Source organism: Flavobacterium sp. T50_26 (assembly GCF_057652995.1).
The window spans coordinates 62,629-77,526 of record NZ_JBYFCC010000016.1 but is presented as its reverse complement, the minus strand read 5'-3'; the positions used below and the strand labels follow the sequence as shown (position 1 = coordinate 77,526).

At 33.7% G+C, this 14,898-nt stretch carries 13 protein-coding genes; 10 read left to right on the top strand and 3 right to left on the bottom strand.

Translation table 11 applies throughout. The annotated features are described in order from the left end of the window. The first annotated feature begins 1 nt into the window (after position 1). The 10 genes from AC23MC_RS10955 to AC23MC_RS10910 all read left to right on the top strand — a co-directional run bounded on the left by AC23MC_RS10955 (position 2) and on the right by AC23MC_RS10910 (position 12,104). Positions 2-1,180, top strand: coding sequence for a hypothetical protein (locus AC23MC_RS10955; protein WP_487568348.1), 1,179 nt, complete (start codon positions 2-4; stop codon positions 1,178-1,180). A 3-nt stretch (positions 1,181-1,183) separates the two neighbouring features. Further along, complete coding sequence (locus tag AC23MC_RS10950) at positions 1,184-2,137, top strand: polysaccharide deacetylase family protein (RefSeq protein ID WP_487568349.1); 954 nt, start codon at positions 1,184-1,186, stop codon at positions 2,135-2,137. 73 nt (positions 2,138-2,210) lie between these two features. Beyond that, positions 2,211-3,272 (top strand): hypothetical protein, encoded by a 1,062-nt coding sequence (locus AC23MC_RS10945; RefSeq protein WP_487568350.1) that lies wholly within the window; start codon positions 2,211-2,213, stop codon positions 3,270-3,272. Beyond that, the gene (locus AC23MC_RS10940) at positions 3,253-4,425 is read left to right on the top strand and encodes a glycosyltransferase family 4 protein (protein WP_487568351.1); all 1,173 of its coding nucleotides are present in this window, start codon (positions 3,253-3,255) and stop codon (positions 4,423-4,425) included. The genes AC23MC_RS10945 and AC23MC_RS10940 overlap by 20 nt, the downstream gene beginning before the upstream one ends. 74 nt (positions 4,426-4,499) lie before the next feature. Continuing rightward, positions 4,500-5,102, top strand: a complete 603-nt coding sequence (locus AC23MC_RS10935) for a sugar transferase (protein WP_487568352.1) — start codon at positions 4,500-4,502, stop codon at positions 5,100-5,102. Further along, positions 5,092-5,712, top strand: a complete 621-nt coding sequence (locus AC23MC_RS10930; protein ID WP_487568353.1) for an acetyltransferase — start codon at positions 5,092-5,094, stop codon at positions 5,710-5,712. Before AC23MC_RS10935 ends, AC23MC_RS10930 begins: the two co-directional genes overlap by 11 nt. Then, entirely contained in the window at positions 5,705-6,847 is a 1,143-nt protein-coding gene (locus AC23MC_RS10925) for a DegT/DnrJ/EryC1/StrS family aminotransferase (protein WP_487568354.1), read from the top strand. Before AC23MC_RS10930 ends, AC23MC_RS10925 begins: the two co-directional genes overlap by 8 nt. A 68-nt stretch (positions 6,848-6,915) precedes the next feature. Beyond that, the gene (locus AC23MC_RS10920; RefSeq protein WP_487568355.1) at positions 6,916-8,889 is read left to right on the top strand and encodes a polysaccharide biosynthesis protein; all 1,974 of its coding nucleotides are present in this window, start codon (positions 6,916-6,918) and stop codon (positions 8,887-8,889) included. A 56-nt stretch (positions 8,890-8,945) separates the two neighbouring features. Continuing rightward, on the top strand, positions 8,946-9,707 hold the full coding sequence (locus AC23MC_RS10915) for a polysaccharide biosynthesis/export family protein (protein WP_487568356.1): 762 nt from the start codon (positions 8,946-8,948) through the stop codon (positions 9,705-9,707). Between the two features lie 3 nt (positions 9,708-9,710). Next, complete coding sequence (locus AC23MC_RS10910; protein WP_487568357.1) at positions 9,711-12,104, top strand: GumC family protein; 2,394 nt, start codon at positions 9,711-9,713, stop codon at positions 12,102-12,104. Here the strand turns inward: AC23MC_RS10910 and AC23MC_RS10905 are convergent. The 3 genes from AC23MC_RS10905 to AC23MC_RS10895 all read right to left on the bottom strand — a co-directional run bounded on the left by AC23MC_RS10905 (position 12,084) and on the right by AC23MC_RS10895 (position 14,808). Further along, complete coding sequence (locus AC23MC_RS10905; RefSeq protein WP_487568358.1) at positions 12,084-12,827, bottom strand: tyrosine-protein phosphatase; 744 nt, start codon at positions 12,825-12,827, stop codon at positions 12,084-12,086. The genes AC23MC_RS10910 and AC23MC_RS10905 overlap by 21 nt on opposite strands. A 57-nt stretch (positions 12,828-12,884) precedes the next feature. Further along, complete coding sequence (locus tag AC23MC_RS10900; RefSeq protein ID WP_487568359.1) at positions 12,885-13,097, bottom strand: signal peptidase; 213 nt, start codon at positions 13,095-13,097, stop codon at positions 12,885-12,887. A gap of 121 nt (positions 13,098-13,218) precedes the next feature. After that, entirely contained in the window at positions 13,219-14,808 is a 1,590-nt protein-coding gene (locus tag AC23MC_RS10895; RefSeq protein WP_487568360.1) for a peptide chain release factor 3, read from the bottom strand. Between the last annotated feature and the right edge of the window lie 90 nt (positions 14,809-14,898).

Here is a 14,898-nt window from a genome sequence, read left to right as displayed (position 1 = left end):
AATGGATAGTATCATTATTTTTTTGGTCATTATTTTAGCAACACAAGTGTTGTTGAATAGCCTTGCCCAAAAACATGCTTTTTTTGATAAAAAGTTAATGAATTATTTGTTTTTCTATCATTTGCTATTTTTTTTAGTTTACTACACGTACACACTTTTTAATCCTTCTGATTCTTTACATTATTATTATGTAGCTAGTCAGATTGGTAATGATTGGTTTGAATTATTTGAATCAGGCACCAATTTCATCAATTTTTTAGCTTCTCCTTTTGTGCAGTCTGGACTGTCTTATGAATCATTGATGCTCATTTTTTCATGGTTTGGCTATATAGGGTTTGTGTATGCCTATTTATTTATGCGTGAAAATATTCCTTTGGATATAAAAGTTTTCGGACGATTTGACTTATTGACTTTAATTTTGTTTTTTCCCAATATGCACTTTTGGACTGTTTCGTTAGGAAAAGGTTCCGTTATATTTATGGGATTAATGATATTTACGTATGCTGTAAAAAACCCTACCGGACGATGGTTTTTGCTTTTGTTAGGAGGTTTTTTCGTTTATATGGTTCGTCCGCACGTAATGCTTTTTATGTTAGTGGCCGTTATGGTTGGACTTTGGTTTGGAAGAGATAGAATAAGCACAGCTTTAAAAGTGGTGATTGCTGTAGCTTCCATTGGGTTTTTAGCAGCTGCCAGTAATTCAATCTTAGCCGTTGCAAAACTGGAGAATTCAGAAAATGTAATCTCTGATTTTGAGAGCTTTGCCGATGCTCGTTCACAAGGATTGTCAGAAAGTGCAGGTTCTGGTGTTGCTATGAGTAACTATCCGTTGCCATTTAAGCTTTTTACATTTTGGTTTAGACCACTGTTTGTAGATTCGCCCGGATTTTTAGGTATTTTTAGTTCAGCCGAGAATTTTATTTATCTCTTGCTGTTTTTCAAAATCATGAATAAACGATTTCTTCGGTTTTTCCGAAAATCGGTTTATATGGTTAAGATGTCAGCCATTGCCTTTTTATTAACCTCATTTGCCATGACGTTTGTTATGTCGAATTTAGGTATCATTATGCGGCAAAAATCAATGGTGATGTATTTTGCTTTTTTTGTTATCTATTATTTTCTGGCTCAAGAAGAATATGATAGACAGCAAAAGCTTGCCAATTCACCACAACATACATAAATCATGAAAGGGAAGTTTGTTATATCGTTGGATTTTGAGTTGGTATGGGGTATTTTTGATCATATTGAAATAGAGCAAAAACAAGCCTATTTTGAAAATACACTTACCGTTATTCCGCAATTATTGCACTGTTTTGAAAAGCATACGATAGCAGTAACATGGGCCACTGTGGGAATGTTGTTTAACAAAAACTGGGAAGAATGGCTTTCTAATCAACCTGAACAAAAGCCTACCTACGCAAACACCAAATTAGATGCCTATGCCTATGGTTTGGCTCATCAATCGGCTGGTTTTGATCGTTATTTTTTTGCACCGGATTTAATTCAACAAATAATTCAAACCCCTAATCAGGAACTAGCAACACACACTTATTCTCATTATTATTGTTTGGAAGAAGGTCAAACCTTAGCTCAATTTGAACACGATTTAGATTTGGCTATTAAAATGGCCAATCAGGTTGGTGTTAGCCTACGTTCATTGGTTTTTCCTCGTAATCAGTGGAATGAAGACTACATTAAAATTTGTGCTACGCGAAACATTACGCAGCTTCGTTCTAACCCGGATGATTGGTATTGGAAAGATACAGCAAACGCCTCATTACTAACAAAATTGTTTCGAACCGGTGATGCCTATTTGCCTTTGGGTTCCAAATCATACACTTCAGAAAAGGTGAAAGAAGGTATTGTAACTGCACAACCTGCCAGTAGGTTTTTGCGACCGCATCATGGCGTTGGACTACTTAATTCGCTGCGATTGAACAGAATTAAAAGCGAAATGCTTACGGCAGCCAAGCGAGGCGAAATCTATCATTTATGGTGGCATCCGCATAATTTTGGCAATCACCCAAAAGAATCAATGGAAGCTCTACAAGAAATTGCTAAATGGTATTCGCATTTGCAGGCTACATTTGGATTTGAATCGGTAACAATGGCCGATTTATCTGCTAAACTTTACTAGTTTGCGTTTATTCAATAAAAAAATACCAGTTTTTTTAAATAAACCGGAGTCATCGGGTTTTAAATGGCTTCTTTTGGGTTGGCATTTACTTTTTGTTTTTTTTTCTTGGCAAGAACGAGTGCAAAAAGGTCATTCTGATGCACATTATTACTGGGCTCAAAATTTCGATATTTCTCACTACACTTGGTTTGATTTCTTTTCATACGGCACCGATTTTATCGTTTGGCTTAATTACCCTTTTATCTTACTTGGTATTCCTTTTTGGGGTGGATTTTTACTCCATGGTTTATTGGGTTATTTTGCTATTTTACACTTTATAAAGTGGTTGCAAACCCTAACAGATTCTTCGCTATCTATTGGAAACATTAACTTGTTGTCTATTCTTGCGTTTTGGCCCGGTTTACATTACTGGACAGCCGGTTTAGGAAAAGAACCCCTGCTTTTTATGTGCTTGGTACAGATTTTTATGACGATTTCAAAATACAAATCAGTGTCTTTAACGTTTATCATTTGTTCTATTTTGTTATTAATTATCAGACCTCATGTTGCTTTATTGCTATTGTTTGCTTTTGGAACAAGTTACATGATTTTTAGTAAAGACCACGTTAGAAGAAAACTTACATGGGTATTTTTTGGGATTTCCGCCAGTGGCATTTTGGGTTATATGGTTTTACAACTTTCGCAAATTCGTTATTTGGATTGGGATAGAATTGTTCGGTTTAACAAAGGATCAGTTTTGTCGTTCGAACGTTCTGGAACCTATGTTCCTATGGAAGACTACTCGCTATTTTATCGGTTGGTTTCCTTTTATTTTAGACCATTTATTGGCGAGGTCAACAATTTGAAAGGATGGTTAGCCGGTTTTGAAAATCTACTTTATTTACTTTTGCACCTTTTATTTGTTTATTTGGTAGTTCGCTATTGGAAAAAAAATAAAAATATACAGTGGCCCTTGTGGTGGTCTACTGCCGTTTTTTTAAGTTTGTACTGCGGAAGCGTATATATCTTTCGTTATGCAAATTTTGGCATTTTTATGAGAACTAAACTGATGTATGCTCCTTTTATGGTTGCGGCTATTTTGTGGTTGCTGCATACAATTCAAAAAAATCAATCTATTGAAAACAACAAAGCCTAAATTAATTCGCATTACTACCGTTCCTTTATCTTTAGACAAATTGTTGGAAGGACAACTAAAGTTTATGCAAGAACACTATGATGTTATTGCCGTTTCTTCTGAAAAAGAATACTTAGAAAAAATAGGGGCTAGAGAAGGTGTGTCTACGCATCACTTAGAAATGACCAGAAAAATCACTCCACTAAACGATTTAATTGCGGTTATAAAACTTACTTTATTTTTATTAAAAACGAAACCTGAAATTGTGCATTCACACACGCCTAAAGCCGGAATTGTTGGTATGATGGCCGCTTTTTTAGCCAGGGTTCCACATCGATTTCACACTGTTGCCGGACTGCCTTTGTTGGAAGAAACCGGAAATAAACGAAAGATATTGGATTTTGTTGAGAAATTGACTTACCGATTTGCAACTAAAGTTTATCCCAACTCAAAAGGTTTGTATGATATAATTTTGAAAAACAACTATTGTGACCGTCAAAAATTAAAAGTTTTAGCTAACGGAAGCACAAATGGAATCAATACAACATTTTTTTCCAATACCCATTTTTCATTTGCTCAAAAGGAAGCGTTGAAAAATCAATTAGGCATTGAGCAAAACGACTTTGTTTTTGTGTTTGTAGGGCGATTGGTTACTGATAAAGGAATTAATGAAATGGTTGCGGCTTTTAGAAAGTTAAAAATAAATCATCCCACAGCCAAATTAATTTTAGTTGGTCCTTTGGAGTCAGAGTTAGATCCGCTTCTCCCCAGTACACTTGAGGCTATTGAAAATGTGAAAGAAATAATTTCGGTAGGCTATCAGCAAGATGTACGACTGTATCTTTCTATTTCTAACTGTTTGGTGTTTCCAAGTTATCGCGAGGGCTTTCCGAATGTGGTCATGCAAGCGGGAGCAATGGAATTACCTTCTATTGTAACAAACATAAATGGCTGTAATGAGATAATTGTTTCCAAAGAAAATGGACTAATCATTCCGGTTAAGGACGAAAAAATTTTACTGGATGTCATGACTGCCGTTATGGAAGACACTGTTCTTTATCAGCATCTACAAGACAATGCACGATTAATGATTGTAAATCGGTATGAGCAAAATGTTGTTTGGCGAGCTTTGTTGAAAGAGTATCAAGCAACAACAAAAGTAAAGAAAATGTAAAATGAATAGTTTAATCGGCTTAATCCCATCCTATTTCACTACTTTTGCACTAAAATTGACACCTTATCATCCGTATGTATAAAACATATTTAAAAGGGTTATTAGATTTTGTCGCTGCTTCAGTAGGATTAATTCTACTATCTCCGATAGTTATACTCACAATTATTTTTCTTTATTTTGCCAATCAAGGGAAACCATTCTTTATTCAACCCAGACCGGGGAAGAATGGAAAAATTTTTCATATCATCAAGTTTAAAACAATGAATGATAAACGCGATGCAAAAGGAAATTTATTACCGGATGTAGATCGTTTAACCACAGTAGGTTCAATTGTTCGCAAAACTTCGTTGGATGAGATTCCTCAGTTAATCAATGTGTTAAAAGGAGAAATGAGTTTAATTGGACCTCGGCCACTTTTAACGCATTATTTGCATCTGTATGATGATTTTCAAAATCGTCGACATGAGGTAAAACCCGGCATTACCGGATGGGCACAAGTGAATGGTAGAAATGCTATTTCGTGGGATAAAAAGTTTGAATATGATGTTTGGTATGTTGACAATATAAGTTTTTGGTTGGATATAAAAATACTATTTAAAACCGTTTTGAAAGTAATAAAAAAAGAAGGTATTAACGCTGCCGATGCAGCCACAATTGAACCGTTTCATGGCAATTAAAGTTATTCTTTACGGTGCAAGCGGTCACGGAAAAGTAATCGCAGATTTGTTGTTAGCAGCTCATTGTGAAGTTGTTGCTTTTTTTGATGATAATCCTAAGGAAGAACAATTATTATCAGTACCGGTCTATCACTCCTCTAAAATGGAAGAGTTCACTGCAACCGGAATGATTTTATCAATAGGAAATAATAAAATTAGAAAAAAATTAGCAGCCATTAGTACTAAACCATTTATAAAAGCCATTCACCCAACAGCTATTTTGTCGTCTTATCATCAAATAAGCGAAGGTAGCGTTATCATGGCCGGAGTAATTGTTAATCCGCAAGTTTCCATTGGGAAACATTGCATAATTAATACGGGTTCAATAGTAGAACACGATTGTTTTATTGATGATTTTGTTCACCTTTCACCAGGTGTTTCCCTTGCAGGAAGTGTATCGGTTGGAGAAGGAACACACGTAGGTATTGGAGCAACCGTGATACAAGGTGTTACAATAGGAAAATGGGCTACAATTGGTGCCGGAACAGTAGTTATTAATGATGTGCCCGATTATGCTGTTGTAGTGGGTGTGCCAGGAAAAATTATAAAATACAATTCAAAAGATGAATAAACCAAAAATATGGCTTTCGTCTCCACATATGGGAGGAAGCGAACAAAAATTTGTTAAAGAAGCATTTGATGCCAATTGGGTAGCACCACTAGGACCCAACGTTACCGGTTTTGAAGAAGATTTAGAAAAATATATTCAAGCCGATCGATTTGTAGCTGCTTTGAGTTCAGGAACAGCGGCTTTGCATTTGGGTTTGATATTATTAGATGTTCAACCGGGTGATGAGGTTATTTGTCAAAGCATGACTTTTTCTGCCTCTGCAAATCCGATTGCGTATCTTGGTGCAACACCCGTTTTTGTTGATAGTGAAACAGAAACATGGAATATTTGTCCCGTTGCTTTAGAAGAAGCTATTGTTGACCGAATAGCTAAAGGTAAAAAGCCAAAAGCTATTATTGCTGTTCATTTGTATGGAATGCCATTTAAAGTGGATGAGGTAATGGCGGTTTCAAAAAAATATGGTATTCCGGTTTTAGAAGACAGTGCAGAAGCTTTAGGAAGTACCTACTACGGGAAAAAATGTGGTACTTTTGGTCAACTAGCCGCTTTATCATTTAATGGAAATAAAATTATAACCACTTCCGGTGGAGGTGCTTTGGTGACTTCGACCAAGGAAGATAAAGAAAAAACTGTTTTTTTGGCCACACAAGCCAGAGATGCGGCTCCACATTATCAACACAGTGAAATTGGATACAATTACAGATTGAGTAACATTTGTGCCGGTATTGGACGTGGTCAAATGGAAGTGCTCGATGAGCATGTTGATTTGCGAAGAAAAATGCACACATTTTATCAAGATCTTTTTTCTTCGATAGAAGGTGTTCATGTTTTTTCTGAACCCAATGAACATTATTTTTCTAATCATTGGCTTTCTTGTATTGTAATTGATGAAGCAAAAAGTAACGGAGTAACTAGAGAAAAACTTCGTTTAGCAATGGAAGCAGAAAACATTGAGTGTAGACCCTTATGGAAACCTATGCATATGCAACCCATTTTTGAAAAGTATCCCTATTATGGGGGAAAAGTTTCTGAAGAATTATTTTCAAACGGACTATGTCTACCTTCTGGATCCAATTTGTCTGATGAAGATAGAACCAGGATTACTGCATTAGTAAACCAAGTTTTTAAAAATTAAGAAATTTTTAAGATTAATAAAAATAAATCGTATTTTTACGTGTTGAAATATCAGGTAATTTATAAATTTTGAAAGAAAAAAACAATTTAATTAACGACTTGTTAAATTACTTTACTAATTTAAGGTTGAGTTTTAGTTTAAAAAATCTAGGTTATTTACCAAGATGGGTTGTACTATTACTGGATCTTTCGTTTGTAATGTTTGCCGGTTTGGTAACCTATATTTTTCTAAACGGAGTAGACCAACGATTTTATTATGTTCGTGCTGAGAATTTTCTAATAGCTATACCCTTGTATGCTATTGTTAATGTTTTCTTTTTCTGGTTGTTTAGAACCTATTCTGGAATTATCAGGCATTCATCTTATATTGATGCGTTAAAATTGTTTTTTTCGCAATCGTCTGTTTTAGGCTTTTTTGCGGTTTTTAATTTTATTTTTCTTGTTAGTGGTTATCAGAAAATTTATCTAAATACTGGTATTTTTATTCAAGCCATTTTATCTTTTTGCTTATTGTTTTTTTATCGCGTAGTAGTAAAGCAAGTATTTGAAAAATATTTTACCGTTTCGCAAGAAGGACCCAAAGTTAATGCCCTGATTTACGGAACAGATGCCAATGCAATTGCTGTTGCAAACGCTTTAAAATCAGAAGTTCCGCAGCGTTTTAAGTTGATTGGTTTTATCGATAAAAAAAATCAAAATAACACTAAACGAATTTTAGACTTACCCATTCTTCAATTCAAACGAAGAATTCCTGTTTTAATGCGTCTTAACAAAGCGGAAGCATTAATTATTGCTGATAAAAGCCTTAATAAAGAAGAACGATCACAAATTGTTGATGAATGCATTGACTACAATTATAAAGTATTAACCATTCCGCTTGTTACCGATTGGGAAAACGAAAAAGAAATTTCAAAAAACATCAAGAATTTTGAAATTCAAGATTTACTGGAACGAAAACCGATTGTTTTAGATACAAATTCCATCTCTAATCAACTGAAAGGTAAAACCGTATTAATTACAGGGGCAGCAGGTTCTATTGGAAGCGAAATTGTACGTCAAATCTTGAGTTTTGATCCTAAATTATTGGTTTTATTAGATCAGGCCGAAACACCATTGCATAGTTTAAATCTTGAAATTGCTACTATAAATAGTAATTGTCCGGTACGATGTTTGGTTGGCGACATTCGAAATTTTGAGTATTTAGAAAAGAAATTTATTAAGTATAAACCGGATGTTGTTTATCATGCCGCTGCTTATAAGCATGTGCCTTTGATGGAAGAAAATCCGGCACAAGCCATTTATACTAATGTAATGGGAACCAAAAATGTGGCCGATTTGGCTCACAAGTATAAAGCAGAACGTTTTGTAATGATTTCAACGGATAAAGCTGTAAACCCAAGCAGCGTTATGGGAGCCAGCAAACGAATTGCAGAAATGTATGTTCAATCGATGCATTTTAAACATCAAAAAAATTCTGAAAAAAACCACACCAAATTTATCACTACTCGTTTTGGAAATGTGTTAGGATCCAATGGTTCTGTTGTACCACTTTTTACTAAACAAATTCAAGAAGGCGGACCAATTACAATTACACATCCTGAGATAATTCGTTATTTTATGACAATTCCCGAAGCATGTCAATTAGTTTTGGAGGCTGGAGCTATGGGAAAAGGAGGAGAAATTTTTATATTCGATATGGGGCAACCCGTTAAAATTATTGATTTAGCCAAAAAAATGATTCGCTTAGCCGGATATACGCCTGATAAAGAGATTAAAATCAAAATAGTTGGATTGAGACCCGGCGAAAAACTATATGAAGAATTACTAAACAATTCTGCAAAAAACCTAGCTACGCATCATGAAAAAATAATGATTGCTCAGGAAATATGTGATGAGTTTGATGTTGTGAGTGATTTAGTAGAAGATTTAGTTATTGATGCTCACCTAAAATCAAATGATGTTATTGTTTCAAAAATGAAAAGAATTGTACCGGAATTTAAAAGTATGAATTCAATTTTTGAAGAATTAGATATCAGAAAATAATTTATTAAAACCTTACTATTGAAATTCTTACCTATTTATAATTATATGTCTACCCTATGAATAAAAATTTAATCTTTTTTTGCCTTTCTTTATTATTCGTTTTAAGTTCTTGTGTTCCTAAAAAGGAAGTTGTTTACTTTCAAGGCATAAGTGGAGGAGAATCTAGTAGTAATTCTAACTATGAGCCTTTAATTAAAACTGATGATGTACTTTTTATTCAAGTGTCTACTTTAGATCCTAAAGCTTCAGAGCCTTTTAATCTTGGTCAAGGTGAAGGAGGAGTTGGAGCCAATGCCATGCAACTGCAACGTTCAACTTATCTTGTAAATAATGCAGGCTTTATTCAATTTCCCGTTTTAGGAGATTTAAAAGTAACAGGCTTAAACAGAGTTCAGGTAATCGAATTATTGCGTTCTAAAATTTCTGACTATGTGAAAGATCCGGTCATTAATATGCGAATCATGAATTATAAAATTTCTGTATTAGGAGAAGTAAATAATCCAGGTACTTTTACTTTAACCAGTGAAAGAATCACACTTCCGGAAGCGTTAGCCATGGCAGGTGATATGACTTTGTTTGGAAAAAGAGAAAACGTTTTGATTTTAAGAGAAAATCAAGGGGTTAAAACATCTTTTCGTTTGGATATGACTAATCCTGACATTGTTAATTCACCCTATTATTATCTCTCACAAAATGATGTTGTTTATATTGAGCCTAATCAACGTAGGATTAATTCTACGGCAATTGGTCCAAATATTTTGGCCGGTATTTCTGTCTTGGGTTTTGCATTAACAACAATTATCTTATTAACAAAATAAAACATGCAACAATTTTCTACTAACCCAGAATTAGTTGATTCCAAAATTAACCCCACTGAGCAATTGTATCGTTATCTAAAAAATTGGAAATGGTTTTTGCTGTGTGTTCTTCTTACGCTAACTAGTGCTTACATTTATTTGCGGTACCAGATTCCGCAATATGGATTAACCACAACTCTGTTAATAAAAGATGACAAAAAAGGTACAGCTTCCGAGCTGGATGCATTTAGTGATTTGGGTATTTTAGGTGTTAAAAAGAGTAATCTGGAAAATGAAATTGAAATGTTTCGTTCAAGGGTTTTGTCTCAAAACACCGTAAAAGCACTTAAATTCAATATTTCTTATTATGCAGAAGGAAGAATTTTAACGCCTGAATTGTATGATGAGTCGCCTATTGAACTTGTTTTTGAAAGCGAACTTGATGCACAATCAAAAAGGGGTGAATTTCATTTCAAATATGTAGAAGACAATCAATTTGAAATTTCATTTAATGAATCCTCAAAAAGTGAAGTGCATACTTTTGGTGAATTTTTTACTTCTCCGTTAGGCCGTGTTGCCATCAAACAAAAAAGTATTGAATCAAAATATGATAACGCTATCATTATCAAAATTAGCCCTATATTAAATTCTGCGATTCAGTATAAAAATAAATTAACGGTTCAAACTTTGGGTGAAAAAACAAGTATAATTGAATTGTCTGTTGTTGATCCCGTGCAGTCTAAAGGAATTGACTATTTGAACAATTTAGTCATTCAGTTTAATGAAGATGCTTTGAATGATAAAAATTTAGTTGCAAAGAACACCCAAGACTTTATTAACGAACGATTAGGCATTATTACCGGAGAACTAGATACTGTAGAACGAAGTGCAGAACGATTTAAACAAGAAAATCGTTTAACAAATTTGGTTACTGATGCTGAAATTAATTTAACTACTTCGTCTGAATATGAAAAAGCAATAGCCAAGAATGGAAAAGATTTGAAAGTTGTTGAATACATGATTGGTTCAATCAGAAATATTGGCAATGAACAAACTATTCCGGAAAACATAATTCCTACTGAAAACGCATCTTCTGCAATGATTACTCAATATAATGGGTTAGTATTAGCTCGAAATAATCTGTTAAAAAGTACTTCGGCTAATCATCCTAACGTAATTAGTTATAATCAACAAATTGCAGAGTTACGAAATACAATTCAGCAAAGTCTTCGCAATTTGCAAAGTTCGCTCAACATTGAAAAAAATCAATTGTTTCAACAAGAAAGCAAATTTAGCAATAAAGTATCTAAAGTACCCTCTTTAGATAGAAAATACAGAAACATTGAACGTCAACAAAATATAAAAGAATCATTGTATTTATATCTCCGTCAAAAGCAAGAAGAAACCGCTATTACAATGGCTGTAACATCTCCCAAGGCAAAAGTTATCGATACAGCTTATTCATTAGGAGTAGTTTCTCCTAATAAGCGAAATATATATTTAATAGCGTTAGTAATTGGTTTATTAATTCCGTTTTTGATTATTTATATTGCCCAGATGTTGGATACAAAAATTCATTCTAGAACAGAACTAGAAAAACATTTGAATCTCCCTTTCCTTGGCGATATTCCATTGTCTGAAACAAGTGATGAAATCATGACGTCAGACAGTAGATCCAGTACTGCAGAATCTTTTAGGATTTTATTGGCTAATCTTGATTTTATGCTAGCTTCAACCGCAGAAAATAAAGCAAAAACCATATTTGTAACGTCTACAATTCCCAAAGAAGGAAAGACATTTGTTGCTGTAAATATAGCTAGTACATTATCTTTATACGGTAAAAAAGTGCTCTTAATTGGTATGGATTTAAGGCATCCTAAAATTACAGAATATATTAAAATAAAGGGAAATGTTGGACTTAGTAATTATTTGTCTAACGATAAATTGAAAGTTGAAGATATTATCTTTCAACAACAAGGCCACAAAGATTTTTGGGTAATGCCTTCCGGAGTCATTCCGCCAAACCCTGCTGAATTATTGAACAGTAAAAAAATAGCCGATTTATTTGATCGATTAAAATCAGAGTATGATTATATTGTTGTTGACACTGCTCCGGTTAGTTTAGTGACAGATACATTATTGGTTAGCAAATTTGCCGATGTATTTATCTATGTAGTTAGAGCAAATTATTTGAAAAAACACTCGTTGCTGATACCAAAATCACTAAATAAGGATCACAAATTGCCCAATATGGCTATGATTTTAAACGGAACCGATCCAGCTAAAACCTATGGTTATGGCTATGGTTATGGTTATGGTTACGGTTATGGCTATGGTTACGGCTATGGTGGAGTTGATATGAAAGATGAAAAGAATACGCCTTGGTATAAAAGTATTTTAAACAGAAAAACGAAATAATTGATTGTTTTGAATGGCTTCTTTTAAAGGAGCCATTTCTTTTACTACTATATTGCTGTTAAAAGCATTTACATGTTTTTGGTGATGAACATCGGAACCAACAAAATCAATTACTCCTTTTTTTAATAATTTATTACTAATTTCAGCAATATGATTTCCATAATAACCAACAGTTGAAAGCAGATTTAATTGAAAAAGACACCCTGCTTTTTTTAACTTCAAATAATCTTCAAAATTTTGATGATAAAACAAGTAACGTTCAGGATGTGCTAAAATGGGTGTATAGCCTTCCACCTGAAGCATGTAAATATAATCCATCAATTGAATTGGTGGATTTAAGTAAGACATTTCAATTAAAAGGTAGTTGTCTTTCAGGGTTAATAATCTTTCCTCTTTTAAGTTTTCAAAAAGTGTGCTATCCAACATGTATTCTGCTGCAGCACTAAAATTAATTTTTTCACCTAAAGATTCGGACGCATCTACTACTACTTTTTCACCTTGTTGAATTGTAGTTCTGTTATTATTCCAAACATGTGGCAAAACATGAGGTGTGGTAATAAATTGTTTGAATCCAATTTTTTTTAGTTCATTAACTAGATTTAAAGAATCTTCTACAGTTTTAGCCCCATCATCAATGCCTGGAATAAGATGAGAATGAATATCAACAAAATTATCTGGAATTAATTCTTTTAGAAGCGTCTTTTTTTTACTGAAGAATATCAAAATAGTAAAGTAGTAGTGTAAAAATTGTATAAAAAAACCCCTAAAAAGGGGTAGCTATTATTCTGTTTTGTGAGCTCTTTTGTTAAAATAATAAAAAGCGAATAAAACACTTACTATTGCCAACCAAATAAGTTTACTGTCAATAGGAGCTGCAGGTGTATCATCACCTTCTAGTCCTCCGCTTCCATCATCATCACCGGGTTGGGCAAAAATAACAAAGTCAGACAACAATAAAAATGTAAGGATGTAAATTTTGTAAATACTTTTCATATCAATGTTTTATAAGTTGCAAATATATAAATGATTTTCCAAAAAAGAACAAATAAATGTGTTTTTTCATTAAATATAATGTAAAATTAATTCTACATTAACAATCTAACAATAACAAAATCTATTCCATTTCCGATGTAAAAAACATTTTTACTGTTGGAAATTTGCTTTTTGTCATTTGAATTGTAAATTCAGAATCGGCCAAAAAAACCAGTTGACCATATTTGTCATGAGCTAAAAATTTTTGTTTAATTCTTTTGAATTCTGCAAATTCCTCATTCTTAGAATCTTCTGGTTTAATCCAGCAGGCTTTATGTGCAGGAAAATTTTCGTAGGAGCATTTTGCTCCGTACTCATGTTCCAGTCTGTATTGAATAACTTCATACTGAAGTGCTCCAACTGTACCAATAATTTTTCGGTTATTCATTTCTAATGTAAACAACTGTGCAACACCCTCATCCATTAATTGGTCAATTCCTTTTTCCAATTGTTTAGATTTCATTGGATCGGCATTATTGATGTATCTAAAATGTTCCGGTGAAAAACTCGGCACTCCTTTAAAATTCATCACTTCTCCTTCTGTTAACGTATCACCGATTTTGAAATTTCCTGTATCATGCAAACCTACAATATCACCCGGATAGGAAATATCAACAATCTCTTTCTTCTCTGCAAAAAAGGCATTCGGACTAGAAAACTTTAAACTTTTATTCAATCGCACGTGCGAATACGGTTTATTACGTTCAAACGTTCCGGAAACAATTTTAATAAAAGCTAATCTGTCTCGGTGTTTTGGGTCCATATTAGCATGAATTTTAAACACAAATCCAGACATTTTTTGTTCTGTTGGCTCAACCAAGCGGGTGTCGGAATGTTTTGGTCGGGGAGAAGGAGCAATTTCAATGAAACAATCCAACAATTCGCGAACGCCAAAATTATTTAAAGCCGAACCAAAAAACACAGGTTGCAAATCACCTTCCAAATATTCTTCTCGTGAAAAAGGAGGATAGACTTCATCAATCAATTCCAGTTCTTCTCGTAGTTTAATTGCTGCTTTTTCGCCAACAATTTTATCTAATTCAGGATTGTTTATATCGGAAAACGCAATTGTATCTTCAATATTTTTTCTGCTATCACCACTAAAAAGGTTGATGTTCTTTTCCCAAAGATTATAAATTCCTTGAAAATCATATCCCATTCCAATAGGAAAACTCAATGGTGTTACTCTAAGTTTTAGTTTTTGTTCCACTTCGTCCATCAAATCAAACGCATCTTTTCCTTCACGGTCCAATTTATTGATAAAAACAATCATCGGAATGTTACGCATACGACAGACTTCTACCAACTTTTCAGTTTGTTCCTCAACACCTTTTGCAACATCGATTACAACAATTACACTATCAACCGCAGTTAAAGTTCTAAAGGTGTCTTCGGCAAAATCTTTGTGACCGGGCGTGTCTAAGATGTTGATTTTCTTGTCTTTATAATTAAAAGCAAGTACCGACGTAGCCACGGAAATTCCACGTTGACGTTCAATTTCCATAAAGTCAGAAGTAGCTCCTTTTTTTATTTTATTGTTTTTAACGGCACCCGCTTCCTGAATCGCTCCACCAAAAAGCAACAGTTTTTCTGTTAACGTTGTTTTTCCGGCATCGGGATGCGAAATAATTCCGAAAGTTCTTCTTCGCTTGATTTCTTCTGTAAAACTCATATCTCTTTTTAAAGGTTTGCAAAAATACTATTTCTTAGCCAAAAAAGTATAAACATTTTTCGTTAATAAATTTTTGTTAATAGTAGCAAC